The organism is Nonomuraea sp. NPDC050328, from assembly GCF_044459405.1.
Classification (GTDB): domain Bacteria; phylum Actinomycetota; class Actinomycetes; order Streptosporangiales; family Streptosporangiaceae; genus Nonomuraea.
Window position 1 is genome coordinate 77669 of record NZ_JBITIW010000014.1, and the last position, 22566, is coordinate 100234.

At 74.8% G+C, this 22566-nt stretch carries 19 protein-coding genes; 16 read left to right on the plus strand and 3 right to left on the minus strand.

All coding sequences use genetic code 11. The features are described from left to right. Nucleotides 1–250 precede the first annotated feature (250 nt). Nucleotides 251–4237 carry a S8 family serine peptidase gene (locus ACIBG7_RS38110; protein WP_397339391.1) on the plus strand — a complete coding sequence of 1329 codons (3987 nt, stop codon included), beginning with the start codon at nt 251–253 and terminating at the stop codon, nt 4235–4237. Between the two features lie 59 nt (nt 4238–4296). Here the strand turns inward: ACIBG7_RS38110 and ACIBG7_RS38115 are convergent, their stop codons facing one another. Then, nucleotides 4297–4668, minus strand: a complete 372-nt coding sequence (locus tag ACIBG7_RS38115; protein WP_357925236.1) for a helix-turn-helix domain-containing protein — start codon at nt 4666–4668, stop codon at nt 4297–4299. Nucleotides 4669–4793: 125 nt separating this feature from the next. On the opposite strand from ACIBG7_RS38115, the gene ACIBG7_RS38120 reads away from it, so the two are divergent. Beyond that, complete coding sequence (locus tag ACIBG7_RS38120) at nt 4794–5420, plus strand: NAD(P)-dependent oxidoreductase (protein ID WP_397339392.1); 627 nt, start codon at nt 4794–4796, stop codon at nt 5418–5420. Between the two features lie 15 nt (nt 5421–5435). Here the strand turns inward: ACIBG7_RS38120 and ACIBG7_RS38125 are convergent, their stop codons facing one another. Next, nucleotides 5436–6479, minus strand: a complete 1044-nt coding sequence (locus ACIBG7_RS38125) for an Lrp/AsnC family transcriptional regulator (protein WP_397339393.1) — start codon at nt 6477–6479, stop codon at nt 5436–5438. 81 nt (nt 6480–6560) lie between these two features. Between ACIBG7_RS38125 and ACIBG7_RS38130 the strand changes: the two genes are divergently transcribed. The 11 genes from ACIBG7_RS38130 (at nt 6561) to ACIBG7_RS38180 (ending at nt 18711) form a co-directional block, all read left to right on the plus strand. Next, nucleotides 6561–8126, plus strand: a complete 1566-nt coding sequence (locus ACIBG7_RS38130; protein ID WP_397339394.1) for an ABC transporter substrate-binding protein — start codon at nt 6561–6563, stop codon at nt 8124–8126. Next, nucleotides 8126–9124 carry an ABC transporter permease gene (locus tag ACIBG7_RS38135; RefSeq protein ID WP_357925243.1) on the plus strand — a complete coding sequence of 333 codons (999 nt, stop codon included), beginning with the start codon at nt 8126–8128 and terminating at the stop codon, nt 9122–9124. Before ACIBG7_RS38130 ends, ACIBG7_RS38135 begins: the two co-directional genes overlap by 1 nt. Next, nucleotides 9121–10959, plus strand: a complete 1839-nt coding sequence (locus tag ACIBG7_RS38140) for a dipeptide/oligopeptide/nickel ABC transporter permease/ATP-binding protein (protein ID WP_397339395.1) — start codon at nt 9121–9123, stop codon at nt 10957–10959. Before ACIBG7_RS38135 ends, ACIBG7_RS38140 begins: the two co-directional genes overlap by 4 nt. Then, the gene (locus ACIBG7_RS38145) at nt 10956–11729 is read left to right on the plus strand and encodes an ABC transporter ATP-binding protein (protein ID WP_397339397.1); all 774 of its coding nucleotides are present in this window, start codon (nt 10956–10958) and stop codon (nt 11727–11729) included. Before ACIBG7_RS38140 ends, ACIBG7_RS38145 begins: the two co-directional genes overlap by 4 nt. After that, complete coding sequence (locus tag ACIBG7_RS38150) at nt 11726–12982, plus strand: amidohydrolase (protein ID WP_397339398.1); 1257 nt, start codon at nt 11726–11728, stop codon at nt 12980–12982. The genes ACIBG7_RS38145 and ACIBG7_RS38150 overlap by 4 nt, the downstream gene beginning before the upstream one ends. After that, nucleotides 12979–14661, plus strand: coding sequence for an amidohydrolase (locus tag ACIBG7_RS38155; RefSeq protein WP_397339400.1), 1683 nt, complete (start codon nt 12979–12981; stop codon nt 14659–14661). The genes ACIBG7_RS38150 and ACIBG7_RS38155 overlap by 4 nt, the downstream gene beginning before the upstream one ends. Further along, the gene (locus ACIBG7_RS38160) at nt 14658–15932 is read left to right on the plus strand and encodes an alkyl sulfatase dimerization domain-containing protein (protein ID WP_397339401.1); all 1275 of its coding nucleotides are present in this window, start codon (nt 14658–14660) and stop codon (nt 15930–15932) included. Before ACIBG7_RS38155 ends, ACIBG7_RS38160 begins: the two co-directional genes overlap by 4 nt. A 121-nt stretch (nt 15933–16053) precedes the next feature. After that, nucleotides 16054–16533: a pyridoxamine 5'-phosphate oxidase family protein gene (locus ACIBG7_RS38165; protein WP_397339505.1), complete on the plus strand. Its 480-nt coding sequence runs from the start codon at nt 16054–16056 to the stop codon at nt 16531–16533. A gap of 99 nt (nt 16534–16632) precedes the next feature. Continuing rightward, a complete protein-coding gene (locus tag ACIBG7_RS38170; RefSeq protein WP_397339506.1) occupies nt 16633–17028 on the plus strand; it encodes a RidA family protein in 396 nt (131 codons plus the stop codon). Between the two features lie 6 nt (nt 17029–17034). Next, complete coding sequence (locus ACIBG7_RS38175) at nt 17035–17529, plus strand: DUF488 family protein (protein WP_397339402.1); 495 nt, start codon at nt 17035–17037, stop codon at nt 17527–17529. Nucleotides 17530–17610: 81 nt separating this feature from the next. Further along, the gene (locus ACIBG7_RS38180) at nt 17611–18711 is read left to right on the plus strand and encodes a hypothetical protein (RefSeq protein ID WP_397339404.1); all 1101 of its coding nucleotides are present in this window, start codon (nt 17611–17613) and stop codon (nt 18709–18711) included. A gap of 7 nt (nt 18712–18718) precedes the next feature. On the opposite strand, the gene lgt is transcribed toward ACIBG7_RS38180, so the two are convergent. Continuing rightward, complete coding sequence (gene lgt, locus ACIBG7_RS38185; RefSeq protein WP_397339405.1) at nt 18719–19522, minus strand: prolipoprotein diacylglyceryl transferase; 804 nt, start codon at nt 19520–19522, stop codon at nt 18719–18721. A gap of 111 nt (nt 19523–19633) precedes the next feature. Here lgt and ACIBG7_RS38190 point away from each other — a divergent pair, with 111 nt between their 5' ends. The 3 genes from ACIBG7_RS38190 to ACIBG7_RS38200 all read left to right on the plus strand — a co-directional run bounded on the left by ACIBG7_RS38190 (nt 19634) and on the right by ACIBG7_RS38200 (nt 22532). Continuing rightward, nucleotides 19634–20761, plus strand: a complete 1128-nt coding sequence (locus tag ACIBG7_RS38190; protein ID WP_397339406.1) for a sensor histidine kinase — start codon at nt 19634–19636, stop codon at nt 20759–20761. Then, nucleotides 20758–21387: a response regulator transcription factor gene (locus ACIBG7_RS38195; protein WP_357925276.1), complete on the plus strand. Its 630-nt coding sequence runs from the start codon at nt 20758–20760 to the stop codon at nt 21385–21387. Before ACIBG7_RS38190 ends, ACIBG7_RS38195 begins: the two co-directional genes overlap by 4 nt. A 155-nt stretch (nt 21388–21542) precedes the next feature. Continuing rightward, the gene (locus tag ACIBG7_RS38200; protein ID WP_397339407.1) at nt 21543–22532 is read left to right on the plus strand and encodes a hypothetical protein; all 990 of its coding nucleotides are present in this window, start codon (nt 21543–21545) and stop codon (nt 22530–22532) included. Nucleotides 22533–22566 lie beyond the last annotated feature (34 nt).

The window sequence follows — 22566 nt, forward strand, 5'->3', positions numbered from 1 at the left end:
GTGACCCCGGAATTGGGGTGTTCACCCCATGCCCGCCCCATACCTGCCGCCCCGCCCGCCGCGCGAGTCTTTTGCCATGCCCGAAGACACGCCCGACCGCCCCGGTCCATCCGGGCCCGAACTCCCACCGGACGAGCAGGAGAGCCCCGAGGAGTCCCAGCCGCCGGACGGCTTCGAGCCGCTGTGATCACCCCCCGCGAAAGGCGAGACACCCCCTCATGCGCATGACCACCCCACCGGGAGGAGCGGCGTGAGCCGGCTCCGGCGCGGCTCGCTCGCGCTCACCTCGGTCCTCGCGCTGGCCGCCGGCACCCTGGCGATCCAGCCCACCGCTCAGGCCCAGACCCAGAACCAGACCCGGAACCAGACCCAGAACCAGACCCCGCCGCAGCAGCCCTTCGCCCTGAAGGGCGTCGGCAAGGGACCACACACCGTCACCCTGATCACCGGCGACCGGATCACCCTCACCGACGTCGGCGCCGGGCGCTACGAGATCAGCCAGCAGGGCGGCGCCCGCCCGGACGGCCGCGTAGCCTCCCTGTTCGTGCGCACCGGGCCGGACGGCGTCTACGCCCTGCCCGACGACGCCTTCCCCGCCATCCAGTCCGGCCTGCTCGACCGCGAGCTGTTCAACGTCAAGTACCTGGCCGAGAACGGCTACACCGACGCCCAGACCAAGAACCTGCCGGTCATCGTGCAGTACCCCAAGGGCTTCGCCGCCGCGCGGACCTCGGCCGACGCCATGCCGGCCAGCGCGCCCACCGCGACGCTGGAGAGCATCAACGGCGCCGCGCTCGACGTCACCAAGGGCGAGGCCGGGGCCTTCTGGGCCGCGCTGCACGCCGCTCCCGACGCCAAGGGGACCGCCCGGCTGCAGGGCGGCGTCGCCAAGGTCTGGCTGGACCGCAAGGTCAAGGCCGACCTGGCCGAGAGCGTCCCGCAGATCGGTGCGCCGGAGGCGTGGAAGGCCGGGCACGACGGCGCCGGCGTGACCGTCGCGGTCCTGGACACCGGCATCGACGCCGCCCACCCCGACCTCGCCGGGAAGATCACCGAGGCGCGCTCGTTCATCCCGGACGAGACCGTCAAGGACGGCCACGGCCACGGCACCCACGTCGCCACCACCATCGCCGGCTCCGGCGCCGCCTCCAACGGCGCCAACAAGGGCGTCGCGCCCGGCGCCCGCCTGCTGGTCGGCAAGGTGCTCGACGACGGCGGGTCCGGCGCGGAGTCCGGGATCATCGAGGCGATGGAGTGGGCCACCGCGGCCGGCGCCAAGGTGGTCAGCATGAGCCTCGGCGCGAACGCCACCGACGGCACCGACCCGATGAGCCAGGCGGTCAACGACCTGTCCGCCGCCACCGGCGCGCTGTTCGTCATCGCCGCGGGCAACAACGGCGGCCAGGAGACCGTCGGCACGCCCGGCACCGCGGACGCCGCGCTGACCGTCGGCGCGGTGGACAAGTCCGGCAAGCAGGCCGACTTCGCCAGCCAGGGACCGCGCGTCGGCGACGGCGCGCTGAAGCCCGACATCACCGCCCCCGGCGTCGACATCGCCGCCGGCCGCGCCGCCGGCACCGCGATGGGCAGCCCGGTCGACGAGCACTACACCAAGGCCTCCGGCACCTCGATGGCCACCCCGCACGTCGCCGGCGCCGCGGCCATCGTCGCGCAGGCGCACCCGGACTGGACCGGGCAGCAGCTCAAGGCGGCGCTGATGTCCACCGCCAAGGACACCGGCGGCACGGTCTACGAGCGCGGCGCGGGCCTGGTCGACGCGGGCCGCGCGGCGACGCAGCGCGTCTTCGCCGTGACCCCGAGCCTCGACTTCCGCCTGATCGACGCCACGGGCAAGCCGCAGACCCGCGAGCTGACCTACACCAACCTCGGCGACCAGCCGGTCACCCTGGCGCTGAAGCCGGCCATGGACGGGCTGAGCGTCGCCGACGCCAGCCTGACCGTCCCCGCCAAGGGCACCGCCACCACCACCGTCACCCTCAAGACCGAGGGGCTGCCCATCGGCCTGTACGGCGGAGCCGTCACCGCCGAGGCCGACGGCCTGCGCCTGACCACCCCCGTCGGCGCGGTGCGCGACGTGCCGACCGTCGAGCTGACCATCCGCACCCTGGGCCGCGACGGCAAGCCGATCACCCCCTTCGCCCAGGACGTCATCGACCTCGACGGCCGCAAGGGCCAGCTCGGCCCGCACCTGATCGTCGACCACGGCGTCGTGGTGACCCGCGTCCCGGTGGGCACGATCAGCGTCCTGCAGATCGTGGAGTGGGTCGACGCCGACAGCAAGCGCAACCGCGCCTGGCTGTTCGAGCCCGAGCTCACCGTCACCGGCGACACCGAGATCACGCTGGACGTCCGCAAGACCACCCAGGTCCGCTTCAGCACCCCCAAGCCGGCCGAACCGCTGAACAACGGCTACAACACCTTCTACCAGCGCACCAACGCCAAGGGGCAGGTCTTCTCCGGAGCCCTGGTCAACGGCGTGCCGACCGGCTCGTGGGGCAAGCTGTGGGTGTCGCCGACCGAGAAGGTCACCAAGGGCGGCTTCCGGTTCTCCACCCAGTGGACCCTCGGCCGCGCCGAGGTCGCCATGAGCGTGCTCGGGCGGCGCGGCGCGACCAAGCTCGACCCGGCCGTGAACCTGCACTGGCAGGGCCAGGTCGACAGCCACCCCGACTGGAAGCCGTTCACCGGCACCGCCGATCTGAAGCTGGCCGACGTCGGCCAGGGCAGCCCCGAGGAGCTCGCCGGGCGCGACCTGCGCGGCAAGCTCGTCCTGATGGGCGCGGAAGGCGTGCACGACCCCTTCGGCAACCCCGTCTGCGGCGCGCAGATCGAGCGCATCGGCGCCGTCCGCGACGCCGGGGCGGCCGGGCTGCTGATCTACCCGCTGGCCGAGACCGGCTGCGCGGTCCCGCTGCCGATGTGGCAGAAGCCGTTCTCCGGCCCGCCCAAGCCGATCGGCATCCCCAACGCCCACCTGTCCACCAAGGAGGGCCTGGCCCTGCGCGAGCAGGCCGGACGCGGCCCGGTCACCATCCGGGTGGAGGGGCACCGCTACTCGCCCTACACCTACGCGCTCACCCCGTACGAGGAGGGGCGCATCCCCGACTCCCTGCACTACACCGTGCGCGAGCGGGACACCGCCCGGGTCGACCTGGCCATCCGGGCGCCTCGCTCGACCGGGTTCTGGGAGTGGACCTACGCCTTCAAGGTGGACGACGCCACCCGCTGGGGCATCTCGCCCTCCGAATCCGACCTGGTCGGTGAGGGGCCGCAGGTCCGTCCCGAGTACGTGTGGCCGACCGACCCGACGGTGGCGCACCTGCGCGGCATGGCGCTCGACCTGACCGGCACCCAGGGCGTCAACGCGCGCTACCTGACCGAGGTCCATCCGCGGCCGGGCCGTACCGGGCAGGTGTGGTTCGCGCCGGGGACGCCGGGCGCGGCGACGGTGGGCGACGCCGCGGCGGCGCTGCCCGACCCCAAGGCCGGCGTGCTCGAACAGCAGCCGCTGGGCCTCACCTGCGCGATCTGCGTGCAGGGCGACAAGCTGTGGGCCGACTTCTCCGAGGTCTCCGGCGTCGGCGCGACCCGCGTGGACGGCGACGCCTACTGGTCGGTCGCGCAGCCGTTCACCCCGAACTACGAGACGCACCTGTACCGCGACGGGAAGGAGATCGCCCGGGAGGGCGTCGAGCCGGTGGCCGGCAACGCGCCGCGCTTCACGCTCCCGGCCACCGAGGGCGTCTACCGGCTGACCGCCAAGAACGCCGTGCACGACGTCGAGTGGACCTTCACCGGCCCGCCCGCCGCCGGCGCGGTCCAGCCCGGCGCGGCCTGCAACTCCTGGTTCATCGAGGGGACCGGCGAGCACTGCCGGCCCACCCCGGCGGTGTTCGTCAGCTACGCCCTCGGCGGCGAGGCCGACAACAGCGTCGCGGCCGGTCGCCGGCACACCTTCGAGGTCGAGGCCTACCACTCGCGCTCGACGGCGCCGATGCCGAAGATCGCGGGCCTCAAGGTCTGGGCCAGCACGGACGACGGGGCCACCTGGCAGCCGGTCACGCTCAAGCGTGAGCGGGACGGCCGGTACACCGCCTCCGTCCGCTACCCCGCCCTCCGCGCCACCACCGGCGCGGTCAGCCTCCGGGCCGAGGCGTGGGACGCGGCGGGCAACCGGGTGAAGCAGACCAGCACCCGGATCCTGCCCCTGCGCTGACGATCCACCGGCGCCCCTCCCTCAGCCTGGGGGAGGGGCGCCGGCTGCGTTCAGGGCTTTCACGAGGCGAGGTGGCGTTCGCGGGCGTCGAGCAGCTCGTCCCAGTGCTCCGCGGCCCACTCGCAGGCCACCCTGAGCGGTTCGAGCAGGCTGCGCCCCAGCGGGGTCAGGGCGTACTCCACGCCGTCGCGCGGGTCCGGGTGGACGGTGCGGGACACCAGGCCGTCGCGTTCCAGGCCGCGCAGCGACTGGGTGAGCACCTTCGGGGTGACGCGGTGCAGCGGGACCCGGAGCTCGGAGAAGCGCCGCGGGCCCGCCTCCAGGCAGTACATGACCAGCGCGGCCCACTTGTCGCCGAAGCGGAAGGGCAGCAGCGACGACGGGCAGAGCTCGTCGAACAGGTCGGCAGGCAACGGCCGCCGGTGCGTCATGGTCTCTCCTGCTCGTCGACGGTGGGGCGGGAGCTCGGTATCCGGGAGGTAACCACCCCGATGGCTACCGTCGGGGGCACCGAGGTACCAGCTCGGAGCACCGAGGCACCAGGAGGTATTCCATCATGAGCAAGTTCGTGGTTTTCGGCGCAGGCGGCCGGGCCGGACGGCAGGCCGTCGCCGAGGCGGTCCGCCGCGGGCACCAGGTCACCGCGGTGGTCCGTGACCCGTCCCGCTACACCGGCCCGCTGGACGCCGGCGTCCAGGTCGTCGCCGGGGACGTCACCGACGCGGCGGACGTGGCCGCCTTCGCCGCCGGGCACGACGCCGCCCTCAACGCCGCGGCGGTGGTGGAGCCGGACACCTTCTTCCCCGCCGCCGCCCGCGCCCTCAACCAGGGCCTGCGGCAGGCCGGGGTGCGCCGCCTGGTGGCGGTCGGCCTCGCCTCGCTGCTGCCCGACCCGGCCGGCGTCCCGCTGATGGACCAGCCCGGCTTCCCCGCCCAGTTCCGCCCCTTCTGCCTCGGCCACGCCGCCGGCTTGGAGGTGCTCCGCGCCGAGGACAACCCGCTGGACTGGGTGTACATCAGCCCGGTGGGCGACTTCGACCACGACGGCGAGCGCACCGGCCGCTACGAGATCGGCCGGCACGGCGACCCCGCGGCCCGCATCTCCTACGCCGACTTCGCCATCGTCCTGCTCGACGAGGCCGAGACCCCGCGTCACCGCCACGTCCACCTGGCGGTGAGCTGACCCCCGGCGCGGGTCTCAGGGCCCTGGGCGGGCGGTGGCGTCCATGGGGATCGCGGCGGTGCTGCGGCCGTCGGGGTCGAGTAGGCGGCCCAGGCGCTTGACCCAGCGGAGCGTCACGCAGCGGTCCACCACGGACGCCTCGGGCCAGGCCGTCAGCAGCCGGGCCTCGAAGGCCGACAGCTCGTCCAGCGAGCGGACCCACACGTTGACCATGAGGTTGGCCTCGCCGACGACCGACAGGACCATCCGGGTCTCGCGGAGCTCGGCGATCCCGTCGGCGACCGGGTCGAGCAGCGGGGCCGGGACGGCCAGCCAGAGCATGGCGGTCACCCGCCAGCCGGCCAGCCGGTGCGCGGCCTCGCACCGCAGGACCGCCCGGCCGCTGGAGAGCATGCCGTTCAGCAGCCGGCGGACCCGCGCCTCCGACGAGCCCAGCAGCTCGGCGAGCGCCGCGTAGGAGCGGCGGCCGTCGGCGGCCAGCGCGTGCATCAGGGTGAGCTCGTCGGGGCGGAGCAGGCCGGAGTCGCGGGCGGCGGGGGAGCCGTGCTCCAGGCCGAGGCGTTGCTCCCGGTTGAGCGAGTCGAGCCGCCACCGGCTGGCCTCGCGGTAGAGCCGCTGGCCGGGGTGGGTGCGGGTGAACCGGACGCCGTCGAGGGCGCCGACGCGGCGCAGCACGTAATCGCCGGCGCGGGCGAGGTCGGTGGTGATCACCGTGAGCAGCAGGTCGCGCCGCCCGGTCGTGCACTCGACGCTGATCGCCTGCGGGTCGGCGGCCAGCCTCGCCGCCACCTCCTCCAGCGCGCCGGGCACGCAGCCCACCTCCACCATGGCGAAGGCGTGGTAGGGCACCTGCGAGGGCCCGGCGGCGCAGGTCACCCAGGCCTCGCCCGAGGCGCTGAGCCGGGCCCAGCGCCGCGACAGGGTGGCCGCGTCCACGCCGAGCGGCGCCGCCAGCCGGCTCCAGGGCGCGCGGGGATCGAGCTGGAGCGCGTTGATCAACGCGAGGTCGAGCTCGTTGAGAGCGGGATCCGTGCGTGCGGCCCGGCTTCCTGACGGCATTCGTGCATTTTACGCCGCGGAACAGGCGAAGCCCGAGTCTGGTCCCCATCGCTCCCGCCCCCGTCCCCCAGGGGAGAAGTCATGATCCGACCCCGTCCGGCCGCCTCGGCCGCAGTCGCCGTCTCGGCCGTCCTCACCCTCGCCGCCTGCACCACCTCCGCCGGTCCGGGCGCGGGCCCCACCTCCGGCCGGGACGGTACGGCAGGCGCCGTGTTCCGTTTCGCCGCCACCTCGGACGCCAACACCTTCGACCCCGCCAAGGGCACCGCGGCGACCGACTACAGCCTGGCCCGCCTGCAGTACGCCACCCTGGTCAACCGGGACACCGGCAACAAGATCATCCCGGGCCTGGCCGAGACGTGGGACGCCACCCCCGCCGGCGCCACCTTCACCCTGCGCAAGGGCCTGTCCTGCACCGACGGCAAGCCGCTCACCGCCTCCGCGGTGGCCGGGTCGCTGAGGCGCTTCGCCGACCCGAAGACCGGCTCGTCGGGCGTCGTCTTCGCCTTCGGCCCCGGCGCGCCGACGATCACCGCCGACGACCAGGCCGGCACCGTGACCGTCACCCTGGCCCAGCCGTGGTCGGACCTGCTGGTCGGGCTGTCGCTGACCAACGCGGGCATCGTCTGCCCGGCCGGCCTGGCCGATCCGCAGGCCCTCGCCCGGGGGCCGGTCGCCGGGGCGGGCACCGGCCCGTACGTCCTGGCCGACGTGCAGCGCGGGCGCTCCTACACCTTCACGCTGCGCGAGGGCTACCCGGCCTTCCCCTCGTACGCGCCGCAGGGCACGCCGCCCGCGCAGCTCAAGCTGTCCGTCCTGGCCAACGAGAGCACCGCGGCCAACCAGCTCAGCACCGGCGGGCTGGACTACGTGGCGCTCACCGGCCCCGACGCCGCCCGGTTCGCGCAGGGCGGCTACACGCTGAAGACCGCCCCGCTGCTGCGCATGTTCGTCGTCTTCAACCAGCGCGAGGGCCACCCAGGCGCCGACCCCAAGATCCGCAAGGCGGTCGCGCAGGCGCTCGACCTGCAGGCCTTCAACAAGGTCTTCGGCGGCAAGGGCGAGGCCATGAAGAGCTGGAGCGACAGCACCAGCGAGTGCGCGAGCACCGACGCCGCCCTGGTCACCGCCACCGACCCGGCCGCCGCCAAGCAGGTCCTCGCCGGGGTGAAGATCAGGCTGACCGGCACCAACGGCGTCGCCAACGGCTCCGGCAACGCCTACGTGCAGGAGGCGCTGCGCGCGGCCGGCGCCGACGTCACCCTGCGCAACGTGGACAACGCCACCTGGGCGAGCGACGTCCTGGCCGACAAGGGCGAGTGGGACCTCACGGTGATGGCGCACCTCAACTTCGCCGGCACCCTGACCTCCGGCGCGCTGCTCCTGACCGGCCCGCCCCCGCCCCGGGGCCGCAACTTCGGCGACCTCCGCAACGACGCCTTCACCGCCGGCATGGGCAAGGCCATGGCCGCCGCCGACCCGGCCGCCAAGTGCGCCGGCTGGGCCGAGGCGCAGCAGGCGCTGCTCGGCCGCAACGACGTGGTGCCGCTGGCCACCGTGCCGGTCGCCTTCGTCTACGGCAAGAACGCCGACGGGGCCGTCGTCAACGGCACGCCCGACCCGACCACCTTCCGGATCAAGGGCTGATGGCCGGGACCGCCACCCGGGCCGGCGCGGCCGCGGTGCGCCGGCCGCACCCCTGGCTCGGCTTCCTGCTGCGCCGGCTGGGCGGCCTCGCCGCGGTCCTGGTCACCCTCGTGGTCGTGACCTTCGGCATGGTGCAGCTCATCCCGGGCGACCCGGCCCGCGCGCTCGCCGGGCAGAGCGCGACCGAGGAGCAGGTCACCCTGCTCCGCCACGAGCTGGGCCTGGACCGGCCGCAGGCGGAGCAGTTCGGCTCCTACGCCGCCGGCCTGCTGCGCGGCGATCTCGGCACCTCCTTCCAGACCGGCGAGCCGGTCGCCGAGGTACTCGCCGGCCGGCTGCCCTTCACCGCGGAGCTGGCCTTCCTGGCGATCGCCGTGGTGCTCGTGGTGGCGGTCCCGCTCGGCCTGACCGTCGCCGTCCTGACCCGCGGCGGGCGGCGGCGCCGGCTCGACACCGGCTTCACCTTCGTCACCGGCCTGCTCGGCGCCGCCCCCGAGTACGTCCTCGGCACCCTGCTGGTGCTGATCTTCGCCATCCGGCTCGGCGCGCTGCCTGCCGCCGGGGCCGAGACCCTGTCCGCGCTGATCCTGCCGGTCGCCGCGGTCGCGCTGCCGACGAGCTGCGTGCTCGCGCGCATCGTGCGGCGCGAGGCCGCGGTCGTGCTCGGCCAGGACTACCTGCGCGCCGCCCGCGGCCACCGGCTGCCCGCCCTCGTCCTGTACGGCAGGCACGCCCTGCCCAACCTGCTCACCGGCACCCTGACCATGGGCGGCCTGATGCTGGCCGGCCTGCTCGGCGGCACCGTGATCGTGGAGAGCGTCTTCGCCTGGCCGGGCCTCGGCACCCGCGTCGTCGAGGCGATCCTCAACCGCGACTACCCGGTCATCCAGGGCACCGTACTGGTCCTGGGGCTGCTCGCCACGCTGCTCAACACCCTGGTCGACATCCTGCTCGGGCTGCTCGACCCCAGGACCCTCACCGCGAGGAGCCACCCGTGATCCGCTGGACCAAAGGCCTGGTGCTCGGCCTGACCGGCCTGGCCCTGATCGTGCTCGTCGGCGTCGTCGCCCCCTTCGTCTGGGACGAGGCGGCGACCCGGCTCACCGGCGCCGCACGCGAGGGCATGTCGGCCGCCCACCCGCTCGGCACCGACGCGCTCGGCCGCGACGTGCTGGCCCGCACGCTGGTCGCCACCCGGCTGACCCTCGTGCTCACCGCCCTCGCCACCCTCATCGCCGCCGTCCTGGGCATCGGCCTCGGCACCGCGGTCTGGGTGAGCGGCGCCCGCGTCCGCGAGGTGGGCCTGCGGCTCATCGACGTCATGGTGTCCTACCCCGCGGTCATCCTCGCGCTGGTCGTCGCGGCCATCCTGGGCGCGGGCGGCCCGGCCGCGGTCGTCGCGATCGGCGTCGCGTGGAGCCCCGCCTTCGCCCGGCTGACCGCCAACCTCGCCGCCTCGGTCGCCGGCCGCGACCACGTCGCCACCGCCCGGCTGCTGGGCGTGCCGCCGAGCCGGATCCTCACCCGCCACCTGCTGCCCAACATCGCCGAACCGCTGCTGGTGCTGATCTCGGTCTGCTTCGCCGGCACGCTCACGGCGCTGTCGGGGCTGTCGTTCATCGGGCTGGGCGTCCAGCCGCCCGCTTACGACTGGGGCTCGCTGCTCGACACCGGGCTGGAGGCCCTCTACACCAACCCGGGCGAGGCGCTCGGACCGGCGATCGCGATCACCCTCACCGGGGTGTTGGCCGGGTTCGTCGGCGACGGGCTGGCCGAGTCCGCCGACCCGCGGCGTGCCGGTCCGCTCCGCCGTACCGGCAAAGCCGTCTCCCGCGCGGCGGCTCCGGCGCCGGAGGTGCCGCAGGACGCGCTCCTGGTGGCCGAGGACCTCAGGATCTCCCGCCCTGACGGCGTTGAGCTGGTCGCGGGCGTCTCCTTCACCGTACGGCGAGGCGAGATCGTGGGCATCGTCGGCGAGTCCGGCTCGGGCAAGAGCCTGACCGCGATGGCCGTCGCCCGGCTGCTGCCGGACCAGGTGCGAGCCGAGGCGGCCGTGCTCCGGCTGGACGACCTCGACCTGCTCGGACCGGCGCCGGACCGCCGGCTCGCCCTGGAGATCGGCGTCGTCTACCAGGACCCCGCCGCCTCGTTCAACCCCGGCCTGCGGATGGGCGGCCAGATCACCGAGGTGCTACGCCGGCACCGGGGTAGCGGCCGGGCCGAGGCGCGCCGCCAGGCGGTCCAGGCGCTGGAGAGCGTCGGCGTCACCCGGCCGGAGGCCCGGCTGCGGCAGTACCCGCACGAGCTGTCCGGCGGCCTGCGCCAGCGCGCGATGATCGCCTCGGCGGTGCTCCCTGGACCGCGGCTGCTCGTCGCCGACGAGCCCACGACCGCGCTGGACGTCACCGTCCAGGCCGAGGTGCTCGCCCTGGTGAAGGAGATCAACGAGCGCGACGGCACCGCGGTGCTGTTCATCTCGCACGACATCGGGGTGATCGCCACCCTGTGCCACCGCGTGCTGGTGATGTACGCCGGGCGGGTCGTGGAGGAGCTGACCGTCGCCGACCTCCGGGAGGGCCGCGCCCGCCACCCCTACACCCGCGCGCTGCTGGCCGCGACCCCCCGGCTGACCGGGCCGGCCGGGGAGCCGCCGGCGACCATCCCGGGCCGCCCGCCCGCCCCGGCCGAGCGGCCGAGCGGCTGCGCGTTCGCCGCCCGCTGCGCCGAGGCCCTGCCGCACTGCGCGGCCGAGCCCGCGCCGCCGGTGCCGTCGCCGGGCGGCTGGGCGGCCTGCCACGCTCTGGCGACCAGGATTTCGGAGGGGGCGTCGTGACGCTCGCCGCAGAGAACGTGACCGTGGTGTTCGGCCACGGCGCCCGCGCCCAGACCGTCCTGGACGACGTCAGCCTCACCGTGCCCACCGGGACCACCACCGGCCTGGTCGGCGAGTCGGGCTCGGGCAAGTCCACCCTGGCCAAGGTCGTGGTCGGGCTGGTCCGGCCCCGCTCGGGCCGGGCGCTGCTGGACGGGGCCGACCACGCGGCCCTGCGGGGACGAAGCCTGGCCGAGGCCCGGCGCCGGATCCAGCTCATCCCGCAGGACCCCTACTCCTCGCTCAACCCGCGGATGACCATCGGCCGGGCGCTCGCCGAGGCCGCCGACCCCCGCCGGGCCGACCCGCGCGCCCACGCCGCGAAGATCACCGGCGCGCTGGTGGCGGTCGCCCTGGACGCCGCCGCCGCCGGGCGCTACCCGCACGAGTTCTCCGGCGGCCAGCGCCAGCGCATCGCCATCGCCCGCGCGCTGGTGACCGGCGCGGACGTGCTGGTCGCCGACGAGATCACCTCGGCGCTGGACTGCTCGGTCCAGGCCGAGGTGCTGGCCCTGCTGGCCGGGCTGCGCGAACGCCTGGGCCTGACCATGCTGTTCATCTCCCACGACCTGGCCGTGGTCCGGCACGTCTGCGACCAGGTGGCCGTCATGCACCGGGGCCGGGTGGTCGAACACGCGCCGCGTGACCTGATCTACCGCGAGCCCGCCCATCCCTACACCCGGCGGCTGCTGGACAGCGCGCCGTCCCTGTCCCTGGAGGAGACCCGTTGAGCAGCCGAGCAGCGGAGACGACCCGCGCCATCCTGACCGGTCTCGACCTGACCGGCCTGGCGGCCTTCTACCGCGACCTGCACGCCCATCCCGAGCTGTCGTGGCAGGAGCACCGCACCGCCGCCGCGGTCGCCGCCCGGCTGGCCGCCGCCGGCTTCACCGTCACCGAGCGGGTCGGCGGGACCGGAGTCGTCGGCGTGCTGCGCAACGGCGACGGCCCGGTGGTCCTGCTCCGGGCCGACCTCGACGCGCTGCCGGTGACCGAGCGGACCGGCCTGCCGTACGCCAGCACCGTGCCGGGGGTGATGCACGCCTGCGGGCACGACCTGCACCTGGCCTGCCTGGCCGGGGCAGCGGAAGCCCTCAGCCGGGCCCGCAGCTCCTGGTCGGGCGTGCTCGTGGTCGTCGCCCAGCCCGCCGAGGAGGTCGGCGAGGGCGCGCTCGCCCTGCTCGGCGACGGCCTGTTCACCCGCTTCCCCCGGCCCGACGTGGCGCTCGGCCAGCACGTCGGCCCGACCCCGGCGGGCACCACGATCCACCGGCCCGGCCTGCTGATGGCCGCCTCCACCACGATCGACGTGCGCGTCCTCGGCCGGGGCGGGCACGGCTCCACCCCGGAGCTGTGCGTGGACCCGGTGGTGACCGCCGCCCACCTGGTCACCCGGCTGCAGACCATCGTCTCCAGGGAGACCTCGCCGAGCGATCCGGTCGTGCTCACCACCGGGGTCCTGCGGGCGGGCACGCAGGCCAACGTCATCCCGGACGAGGCCTACCTCGCCCTCAACCTGCGCACCCGCACCGACGGGGCCAGGGAGCGGGTGCTGGCCGCGGTCCGGCGGATGGCCGAGGGGGAGTGCGCCGCCGCCGGCTGCCCGCGGCCCCCGCAGGTCGAGGTCACCGGCCGCTTCCCGCTCACCCTGAACGACCCCGGGGCCGACGCCACGGTCAGCGCCGTGCACGCCGAGCTGTTCGGGGCCGAGGCGGTGATCGAGCACGGGCCGCTGATGGGCAGCGAGGACTTCTCCTACCTGGGCCTGGCCGAGCACAACGGCGGCACGGCGATCCCGACGGCGTTCTGGTTCTTCGGCGGCACGCCGTGGCAGGTGTGGGAGGCGGCGCCGGGGGACGGCCCGGAGGACAAGCTCCGCACCGTGCCCGGCAACCACAACTCGCGCTTCGCCCCCTCCGCCGAGGAGGGCCTGCGCCACGGCGTCACCGCCCTGACCGGCGCCGCCCTGGCCTACCTCGCATGAGCGAGGCCCCCGGCCCACGCCACGTGCGCGGCGTCGCCGACCTGATCATCGTGGGGCGGATCCGTACCTTCGACCCCGTCCGGCCGCTGGCCGGTGCGCTGGCCGTCGGCGACGGCCGGATCCTCGCGCTCGGCGAACCGCACGACCTCGACGGGCTGCGCGGCCCCCGCACCGTCGTGGCCGACGCCGGCGACGGCTGCGTGCTGCCGGGGTTCGTGGAGGCGCACGGCCACTTCGTCGCCGACGGGCTCGGCGCGGCCGGCGGCGTGGTGGACGTGCGCCCGGTCACCGCACCCAATGCGGAAGCGGTCCTGGCCGCGATCGACGCCGCCCTGGCCACCCGGCCGGAGACGGGCGTCCTGGCCAACGGCTGGGACGCGCTGCTGCAGCCGGGCCTGCCCCGGCCCGGCCTGGACTGGCTCGACCGCCGAGCGCCCGCCTGCCCGCTGGTCGTCCTGCACAACTCCGGGCACCTGGCCTACTTCAACAGCGCCGCGGCCCGCCAGGCTGGGCTGGACGAGCACCCCGGCGAGGGCTTCGGCCGTACCCCGCAGGGCACCCTGGACGGCACCGCCACCGGACCCGCGGCGATCGGACTGCTCACCGCCCCGTTCGCGACCGCCCTGCTCGGTCCCGGCTTCACCACGGCCATGGCCGCCCAGAGCGCGCGCCTGGCCGCCCGGGGCATCACCACGATGAGCGACATGGGCTTCGCCCCCGCCTACCGGCCGGCGCTGGAGGCCGCGCGCACGGCCGGGGCGATCCGCACCCGGCTGCGGCTGTACGAGCCGGCCACCCCCGCGCTCGCCAGCGCGGTCGCCCCGGGGGCGGGCGACGACCTCGTCCGGCAGGTCGGCATCAAGGTCTGGGCCGACGGCTCGCCCTGGGTCGGCACCCTCGCGGCCACCTTCCCCTACCTCGACACCGCCGCCACCCGCGCCCTCGGCCTCCCGCCCGGCCACCGCGCCGCCCCCCGCTACGACCACGCCGAGCTCGCCGAGATCTTCCAGGCGTACGGCGGAGCCGGCTGGCAACTGGCCTGCCACGCCAACGGCGACGCCGCCATCGACCTGGCCCTCGACGTCTGGGAGGAACTCGCGCCGCCGCCCGCCGGATGGCCCCGGCTGCGCCTGGAGCACGTCAGCGCGATGCGCCAGGACCAGTTCGCCCGCGCCCACGCACTCGGCGTCACCTGCAGCCTGTTCCCCGACCACCTGCACCACTGGGGCGAGGTGCTGGCCGACGAGCTGTTCGGGCCGGAGGTCGCCGCCCGGTGGGCGCCGGCCGGCTCCGCCGTACGGGCGGGTATGCGGGTCTCGCTGCACAACGACTCGCCGGTCACGCCCGCCGACCCGCTGCACAACGTCAGCGTCGCGGCCACCCGCACCACCCGGCGCGGCCGGACGCTGGGCGCGGCCGAGCGGATCAGCGTCGCTCAGGCGTTGCGCGCCCAGACCGCCGACGCGGCCTGGCAACTGCTGGCCGGCGACGTGGTCGGCACGCTGGCCCCCGGCCGCTACGCCGACCTGGCGGTGCTGCCGGCCGACCCGCTCGCGGTCGAGCCGGAGGCGGTGGCCGGGCTGGAGGTCCTGGCCACCTTCCTCGGCGGCGTGGCCGTCCACGGCGGGCTGCCCCGGCACCGCGGCCACCCGCGCACCCTCGGAAAGGACCATCGATGACCACGAGCCCCTCCCTCGCCGAGCACGCCGACGAGGTCTGGCACGGCCGCGCCGAAGGCGGGGTCTTCGGCTTCACCGCGGCCGGGCGGGGCGTCCAGGACGTCGCGCCCGGGATCGGCTGGCGGGCCGGCTTCGGCAACGTCGCCGCCTTCCGCACCGGCGACGGGCTGGTGCTGTTCGACACCGGCAACCCCGGCGACGCCGCCAGGCTCCACGCCGACGTGCGCGCCTGGACGGCCGAACCGCTCACCGAGGCGATCTACTCCCACGGCCACATCGACCACGTCTTCGGCGTGGACCCCTTCGACGCCGAAGCCGACGAGCTCGGCCGGCCCCGGCCGACGGTGATCGCGCACGAGGCCGTGCTCGACCGGTTCGACCGGTACGTGCTGACCAACGGCTACAACACCGTCGTCAACCGGCGCCAGTTCCAGCAGCCGGACCTGACCTGGCCGAGCCGCTTCCGGCTGCCCGACCGCACCTACCGCGACAGCCTCACCCTCGTCCGGGGCGAGCTGACCTTCGAGCTGTTCCACGCCAAGGGCGAGACCGACGACGCGACCGTCGCGTGGATCCCCGAGCGGCGCACGCTGTGCGCCGGCGACCTGTTCATCTGGGTCGCGCCCAACGCGGGCAACCCGCAGAAGGTGCAGCGCTATCCGGCCGAGTGGGCGCGGGCGCTGCGCCGCATGGCCGCGCTGGACGCCGAGACCCTGCTGCCCGCGCACGGCGTGCCGATCTTCGGGGCCGCGCGGGTCCGCCAGGCGCTGGAGGAGACCGCCGAGTGGCTGGAAAGCCTGGTCGAGCAGACCCTCGCGTTGCTCAACGCGGGTGCGCGGCTGGACGAGATCGTCCGGGAGGTGCGCCCGCCCGCCCACCTGGCCGGCCGGCCCTACCTGCGGCCGCTGTACGACGAGCCCGAGTTCGTGGTCAGGAACATCTGGCGGCGCTACGGCGGCTGGTACGACGGCAACCCGGCCACCCTCAAGCCCGCCCCGGACGCGGTCCTGGCCGGCGCCCTCGCCGGGCTGGCCGGCGGGCCGCACCGGCTGGCCGACGCGGCGAGCTCGGCGGCCGCCGCGGGAGACCTGCGGCTGGCCGGGCACCTCGCGGAGCTGGCGGTGCTCGCCGCCCCGGACGACCCGGCGCTGCACGCGGTCCGCGCGGCGGTGTTCGGCGCCCGGGCCGAGCAGGAGCGGTCGGTGATGGCCCGCGGCGTCTTCCGCTGGGCGGCGGCCGAATCCCGGCGGCTCGCCGCCCCGCCGGACTGACACGATCCCTCGCTGGCAATGCGCGGCGATCACCTAATGGTTGGCCGATGGTATAGCCGTTAGGTAGATCGCTTCGTCCCGGAAGAGGTACTCCCATGACGCGCCGGACGGGCCCGACCGGATCGGCCCCGACGAGCAGGCCTTCATCGAGACGCGCGAGAGCTTCTACCTGGCCAGCGTCGGATCCTCCGGCTGGCCGTACCTCCAGCACCGCGGCGGGCCGCCCGGCTTCCTGCGCGTGCTCGGCGAGCGCACGCTCGGCTTCGCCGGCTTCCGCGGCAACCGGCGGTACATCACCGTCGGGAACCTCGACCACGACGACCGGGTCTCGCTGTTCCTCATGGACTACGCCCACCAGGCCCGGATGAAGATCCTCGGCCGCGCCCGCACCGTCGACGGCGACTCCCCCCTGGCCGTGGAGGGCTACCGCGCCAAGGTGGAACGCACGGTCCTCATCGAGGTCGAGGCCTTCGACTGGAACTGCCACCAGCACATCCCGCAGCTCTTCCCCCGCGAGACGGTCGAGAGCGCCCTCACCTCGCTGCAGGAGCGCATCGACCACCTGGAGGGGGAACTGCGCGCGGCCCGGAAATCGGGGTGAAATACACGACAGAGGGTGTCGTGATTGCCTGCGAGGCTTTCCAGCACCGAGCCGGACGGTCTGCGTCCGGCCGGGTATCGAAAGGGAGCCGACATGGCGATGGAACGTACTGCCGTCAACCCGTGGACCTGGTCGCTGGAGCTGGGCTACAACCAGGGCGAGCTGGTGTCGGGGGAGACCCGGACCCTGCACGTCTCCGGGCAGACCTCGATGAGCGCCGAAGGCAAGCCGGAGCACGCGGGTGACATGGCGGCGCAGGTGGCGCTGAGCCTGGACAACCTGGAGGCGGTGCTCGGCGAGGCCGGGATGACCCTGGCGAACGTGGTGCGGCTGAACGTGTACACCACGGACGTGGACCTGCTGTTCCAGCACTACGGGGTGCTGGCGGCCAGGCTGGGGGCCGCGCGGGTGACGCCGGCCACGACGATGCTCGGGGTGACCCGGCTGGCCATCCCCGAGCTGATGGTCGAGCTGGAGGCGACGGCTGTCGCCTAGGGGCGGGTGATCGGGGTGGACGGCATGGTGACGGTCGGCGTCTACGGCTTCGACGCCGACTCCTTCCTGCGGCGGCTGCGGGAGGCGGACGTCCGGTTGCTGACCGACGTACGGCAGCGCCGCGGCGTCCGGGGCTCGGAGTACGCGTGGGCGAACTCGCTGCGGCTCCAGGCGGCCCTCGCCCGGGCGGGGATCGCCTACGAGCACCGCCTGGAGCTCGCCCCCACCACCGAGCTGCGCCGCCTGCAGTACGCCGAGGACGCGCGCCAGGGGGTCGGCAAGCGTTCCCGGCGTGAGCTCGCGGCGGGGTACGTCCGCCGCTACACCGCCGAGGTCCTCGCCCGCGCCGACCTCGCGCCCCTGGCGGCGGCGTTGCCGGGCGGCGGGCGCGTGGCGTTGCTCTGCGTCGAGCGTGATCCCGAGGCGTGTCACCGGTCGCTGATCGCGGGGCGGCTGGCCGAGGAGCATCGCGTCGCCGTCGAGCATCTGCGTCCGCTGTGACCATGGGCTCCCCGGGGTCCGAACCTTTCCCGCCGGTGCGGACTCCAACAGGGCACAGCCACTAGCACCCCCGGGGGAAACATGATCACAAGACTGTCCGCCGCCGCGGCCGTCGCCCTGCTGGCCTGCGGGCTGGCCGCGCCCGCGACCGCGGCCACCACCGCGACCGCCACCAACACCGCGAAGGCCGCCTTCCCGGAGCTGCCGGGCTCCGGCGCCGGGCCGGCGGGCTTCGCGTACCTGTGCGGCAACGCCAAGGACATCGCCGGGGAGCCCACCGGCGCCTGCACGACGTGGCGGCTGGTCGCCAAGGACGGCACGATCCACACCGTGCCCGAGGCCCTGGGCTGGGAGCAGGGCAAGGACTGGGGCGACCGGGGCGCGTTCGCCATCAGCCCGGACGGCACGCGCATCGCCTTCCAGCGCGCGGCTGACGACACGGTGGTCGTGCGGGACCTGGCCTCGGGGGAGACCTGGTCCATGCCGTACAAGGTGCGCGCGAGCTCGGTCGGCTCGCCGTTCACGCTGAAGTTCGTCCGCGACGGCAGCCAGCTCGCGATCACCACCACCGCCGACGCGGCGCAGGCCACGCTGGTGCAGGTGGAGACCGGGAAGGCGCGCAAGTTCAGCAAGGGCTTCGCCGTCCTGGACGCCGACCCGGGCTCTGGCCGCGTGACGCTCCACGCCGGCCGCGTCTTCCGCACGCTGGGCGACGGCCGCCCGGTCAGCGCGAAGATCCCCGAGTACGCCGGCAAGCACCTCATCTGGGGCGCGTTCGCCGCACGCGACGGGCGGGCGGCCAACCTGGTGCCGAAGGACCCGCCCGCGTGCGGCCCGGACACCACGCCGGTCTGGCTGACCACCTTCGACACCCGCACCGGGGCGATGAAGAAGGTCAGGCCGCGCCTGCCCGCCGACGTCTACCAGGCCGACGTGGTGGACTGGCTGAACGGCAGGGAGATCGTCGTCTCCGCCGGGCGCGAGCGGCCGGGCAAGAAGGAGAACACCGTGGTGGGCAGCTACGTCTACGTGATGGACGTGCGCACCGGGGCGGCCGACCTCGTCGCCAAGCTGTCCACCCGGGAGCGGGTCTTCTACGCGACGATGGGCGGCTACGCCACCCCGCGCTCGACGGTCGCCGCCGGTCCGGTGGCCAAGGCCGGCAAGCGCGGGTGCGAGTAACGCCAGGTCATCCTCTGACCGGCTCGGCGCGGGAGCGGGTGGCGGCCAGGTAACCGGCCGCCGCCCCGAAGGCCAGCAGCGAGACCCACACGTTGAAGCGCAGCCCGAGCACGATCGGCGCGGGATCGACGCGCAGCCACTCGATCCACGCCCGCCCGGAGCTGTAGGCGGCCACGTACAGCGCGAAGGTCCGGCCGCGCTCCAGCCGGAAGCGCCGCTCGGCCCAGAGCACGAGCCCGGCCACGCCGAGGTTCCAGAGCGACTCGTAGAGGAAGGCCGGGTGGTAGGCGGCCGTGTCCTTCAGGTCCGGCGGCCGGTGCTCGGGGTCGATCTCCACCGCCCACGGCAGCGTGGTCGGCCTGCCGTACAGCTCCTGGTTGAACCAGTTGCCCCAGCGCGCGATGGCCTGGCCGAAGGCGAGGCCGGGCGCGACGGCGTCGGCGAAGTCGCGCAGCGGGACGCCGCGGCGGCGGCAGGCCAGCCACGCGCCGAGCGCGCCGCCGGCGACCGCGCCCCAGATGCTGATCCCGCCCTCCCAGACCGCCAGGACGCGCCAGAGCTCCCGGCCGGGGCCGAAGTACTGCGGCCAGTCGGTCGCCACGTGGTAGATCCGCGCGCCGGCGATGCCGAAGGGCACCGCCCAGGTCGCGATCTCGCCGACGGCGCCGGGCTCGCCGCCGCGGGCGTCCCAGCGGCGCTGGGTGAGCCACAGGCCGACCAGGACGGCGAGCACCATCAGCAGGGAGTAGGCCCGGATGGGCAGCGGGCCGAGATGCCACACGGACTCGGCCGGGCTGGGAAAGGCGATCACGTTCCGAGTGTGGCCGCGGGCCCGGCTCGCGCACATCGAGCGGGCCACCGATCGCCGGGTCAGTCGACTGGTTGATGCCGCGCCGGCGTCCGGCTGATTATCGTCGGTGCCGTGGAGTCCTGGGAGCGGTCGCGGCGGCGCTGGCAGCACGCCTTCTTCGCCTCGTGGCTGGTGCTGACCTCGGCCGGGCCGCTGATGGAGGTGCGCGAGATCCTGCCCTGGGCGCTGGTCGCCGGGCTGGCCGCCTGGTACGCGGTGTGGTTCGTGGCGCGCACGCCCCCGGCGGGGGAGGTGCCGCCGCCGTACGTGCTCGGCGGCGGGCTGCTGTGCCTGGGGCTGTTCGCCGTCGACTCGGCCTTCCTGGTGGTCTGCCTGAGCGTGCTGGTGCCGTACTGCATGGACGCGCTGCGCGTCGGCCTGGTCGCGGTGGTCTCGTGCGCGGGCGGCTGGCTGTGGCACAGCTACCACGAGGGCGGGACGATCACCTGGACCGAGCTGGCCATCACCGGGCTGATCGCGATCAGCGCGGCGACCGCGGTCGGCTACTTCTACACCGTGGCCCGGCAGAGCGCCGAGCGCCAGCAGCTCATCGACCAGTTGCAGGCCGCCCAGGAGGCGCGCGCGGCGGCCGAACGGCAGGCGGGCGTGGCCGCCGAGCGGCAGCGGCTGGCGCGCGACATCCACGACAGCCTCACCCAGGGCTTCGCCAGCGTGGTCATGCTGCTGGAGGCGGCGCAGGAGCGGCTGCCGGAGGACCGGCACCTGACGCAGGCCCTGCGCGCGGCCCGGGAGAATCTCGCCGAGAGCCGCCGCGTGGTCCACGCCCTGCGGCCCGGCGAGCTCGACGACGGCGGCCTGCCCGAGGCGCTGCGGCGGCTGTCCGGCCGGCTGCGCGACGAGACCGGCATCGACGCGCACGCCGTGCTCACCGGCGCGCCCCGGCCGCTGGAGCCGCAGGTCCAGGCCGAACTGCTGCGGGTGGCGCAGGAGGCGGTCGCCAACGCCCGCCGGCACGCCCGCGCCGAGCGGCTCACCCTGACCCTCTCCTACATGGAGGACCTGATCGTGCTCGACGTCCACGACGACGGCGACGGCTTCGACCCCGGGCGCGCGGCCACCGGCCACGGCCTGTCGATCATGCGCGAGCGGATGGCCCAGCTCGGCGGCTCGCTGCTGGTGGAGAGCGCCACCGGCGAGGGCACCACCGTGGTCGCCAGCCTCCCGGCGGCCGCGCGATGACCGTCCGGGTCCTGATCGCCGACGACCACCCGGTGGTGCGCGACGGCATCCGCGCCATGCTCGGCACGCAGGCCGACCTGGAGGTGGTCGGCGAGGCGGTCTCCGGCGCCGACGCGGTACGGCTGGCGCTCGAACTCCGGCCCGACGTCACCCTCATGGACCTGCAGATGCCCGAGCTGGACGGCGCGAGCGCGATCAGCCGCATCCGCGAGCACGACCCGGCGGCCAAGGTCATCGTGCTGACCACCTACGACACCGACAGCGACATCTCCCGCGCCATCGACGCCGGAGCCATCGGCTACCTGCTCAAGGACACCCGCCGGGAGCAGCTCTTCGAGGCGGTCAGGGCGGCCGCCCGCGGGGAGAGCGCGCTGTCGCCGGCCATCGCCACCCGGGTGCTGTCGTGGGCCCGCACCGAGCCGCCCGGCTCGCTGAGCGGCCGGGAGATCGAGGTGCTGGGCGCGGTCGCCCGGGGCCTGAGCAACAAGGCCATCGCCGCGCACCTGTGCATCAGCGAGGCGACGGTCAAGACGCACCTGCTGCACGTCTTCACCAAGCTCGGCGTCGACGACCGCACCGCCGCGGTGACCGTGGCGGCCACGCGGGGGATCATCCGGCTCGGCTGAGCCCGCTTGTGCGGCCGCACAAGCCGTGTGCCGCGCGGACGGGCCGCCGCCCCCAGTTGGGACGGCGAAGCGTCCATGAGGTCAGATGTGCCCCTGATGCGGCTACTTTGTGCTGCGTGGTTCTTTCCGGCACCCGGCCACGACGAAGGAGCGACATGCAGGGCCACACCATGTCCGTCCTCGGGCTCACCCGCGCGGAGGAGGACGTCTACCGCTACTTCCTGCGACATCCGTGCACGCCGGCGCACGACGCCCACCAGGCGTTGGCGATCGGCGAGGAGCGAGCCAGGCAGGCGATCTCGCGCCTGCGCGACCTGAACCTCCTGCAGGGCGACGACGAGCGCACCTGGGCCACCGAGCCCGGCGTGGCCGTCCCCCTGCTGATGGACGAGCGACTCGAGGCGATGCACCGCACCATGCGGCAGCTCGCCGACCCCCGGCCGATCCTGCGCTCGCTCCAGGACGACCACCCCGCCGGTACGGCAGGCGACCCCGACCCGCCCCTGCGCCGCCTGGAGGACCCCGGGCAGGTGCGCGCCCACCTCGACCAGCTCGCCTTCGGCGCCCGCCACGAGGTGCTGGCCGCCCAGCCGTACGACGCGCTGAGCCCGGAGCAGCTCGCCCGCGCCCGCTCGGCCGACGCCCGCTTCCTGCGGCGGGGCGTGCGGCTGCGCACCCTCGTGCGAGCCTCGGCCCTGGACGACCCCGTCTCCCTGGGCTACCTGCGCGACCTGCACGACGGCGGCGCGCAGGTCCGGGTCGCGGGCGAGCTGTCGGACCTGATGCTGGTCTTCGACCGGCGCACGGCGCTGGTCCCGATCGACCCCGGCGACACCTCGCGCGGCGCGCTGCTGATCGAGGAGGGCGCGCTGGTCACCGGCGTCGTCAGCCTCTTCGAGCGGCTGTGGGCGGCGGCCACCGGCTTCGCCGAGGTCACCGGCCAGGGCGAGCCGGTCCGGTTGTCCGAGACGCAGCGCCGGGTGCTCACCTGCATGTGCACGGTGAGCAAGGACGAGGTGGGCGCCCGGCGGGCCGGCATGTCCCTGCGCACCTACCGCCGGCACATCGCCGAACTGCTGCGAGTGCTCGACGCCGGCACCCGCGCGCAGGCGGCCCTGACCGCCCGCGAACGAGGCTGGGTCTGAGCCGCTTCAAAAGGCTCGGCGGCGGCACCGGCTC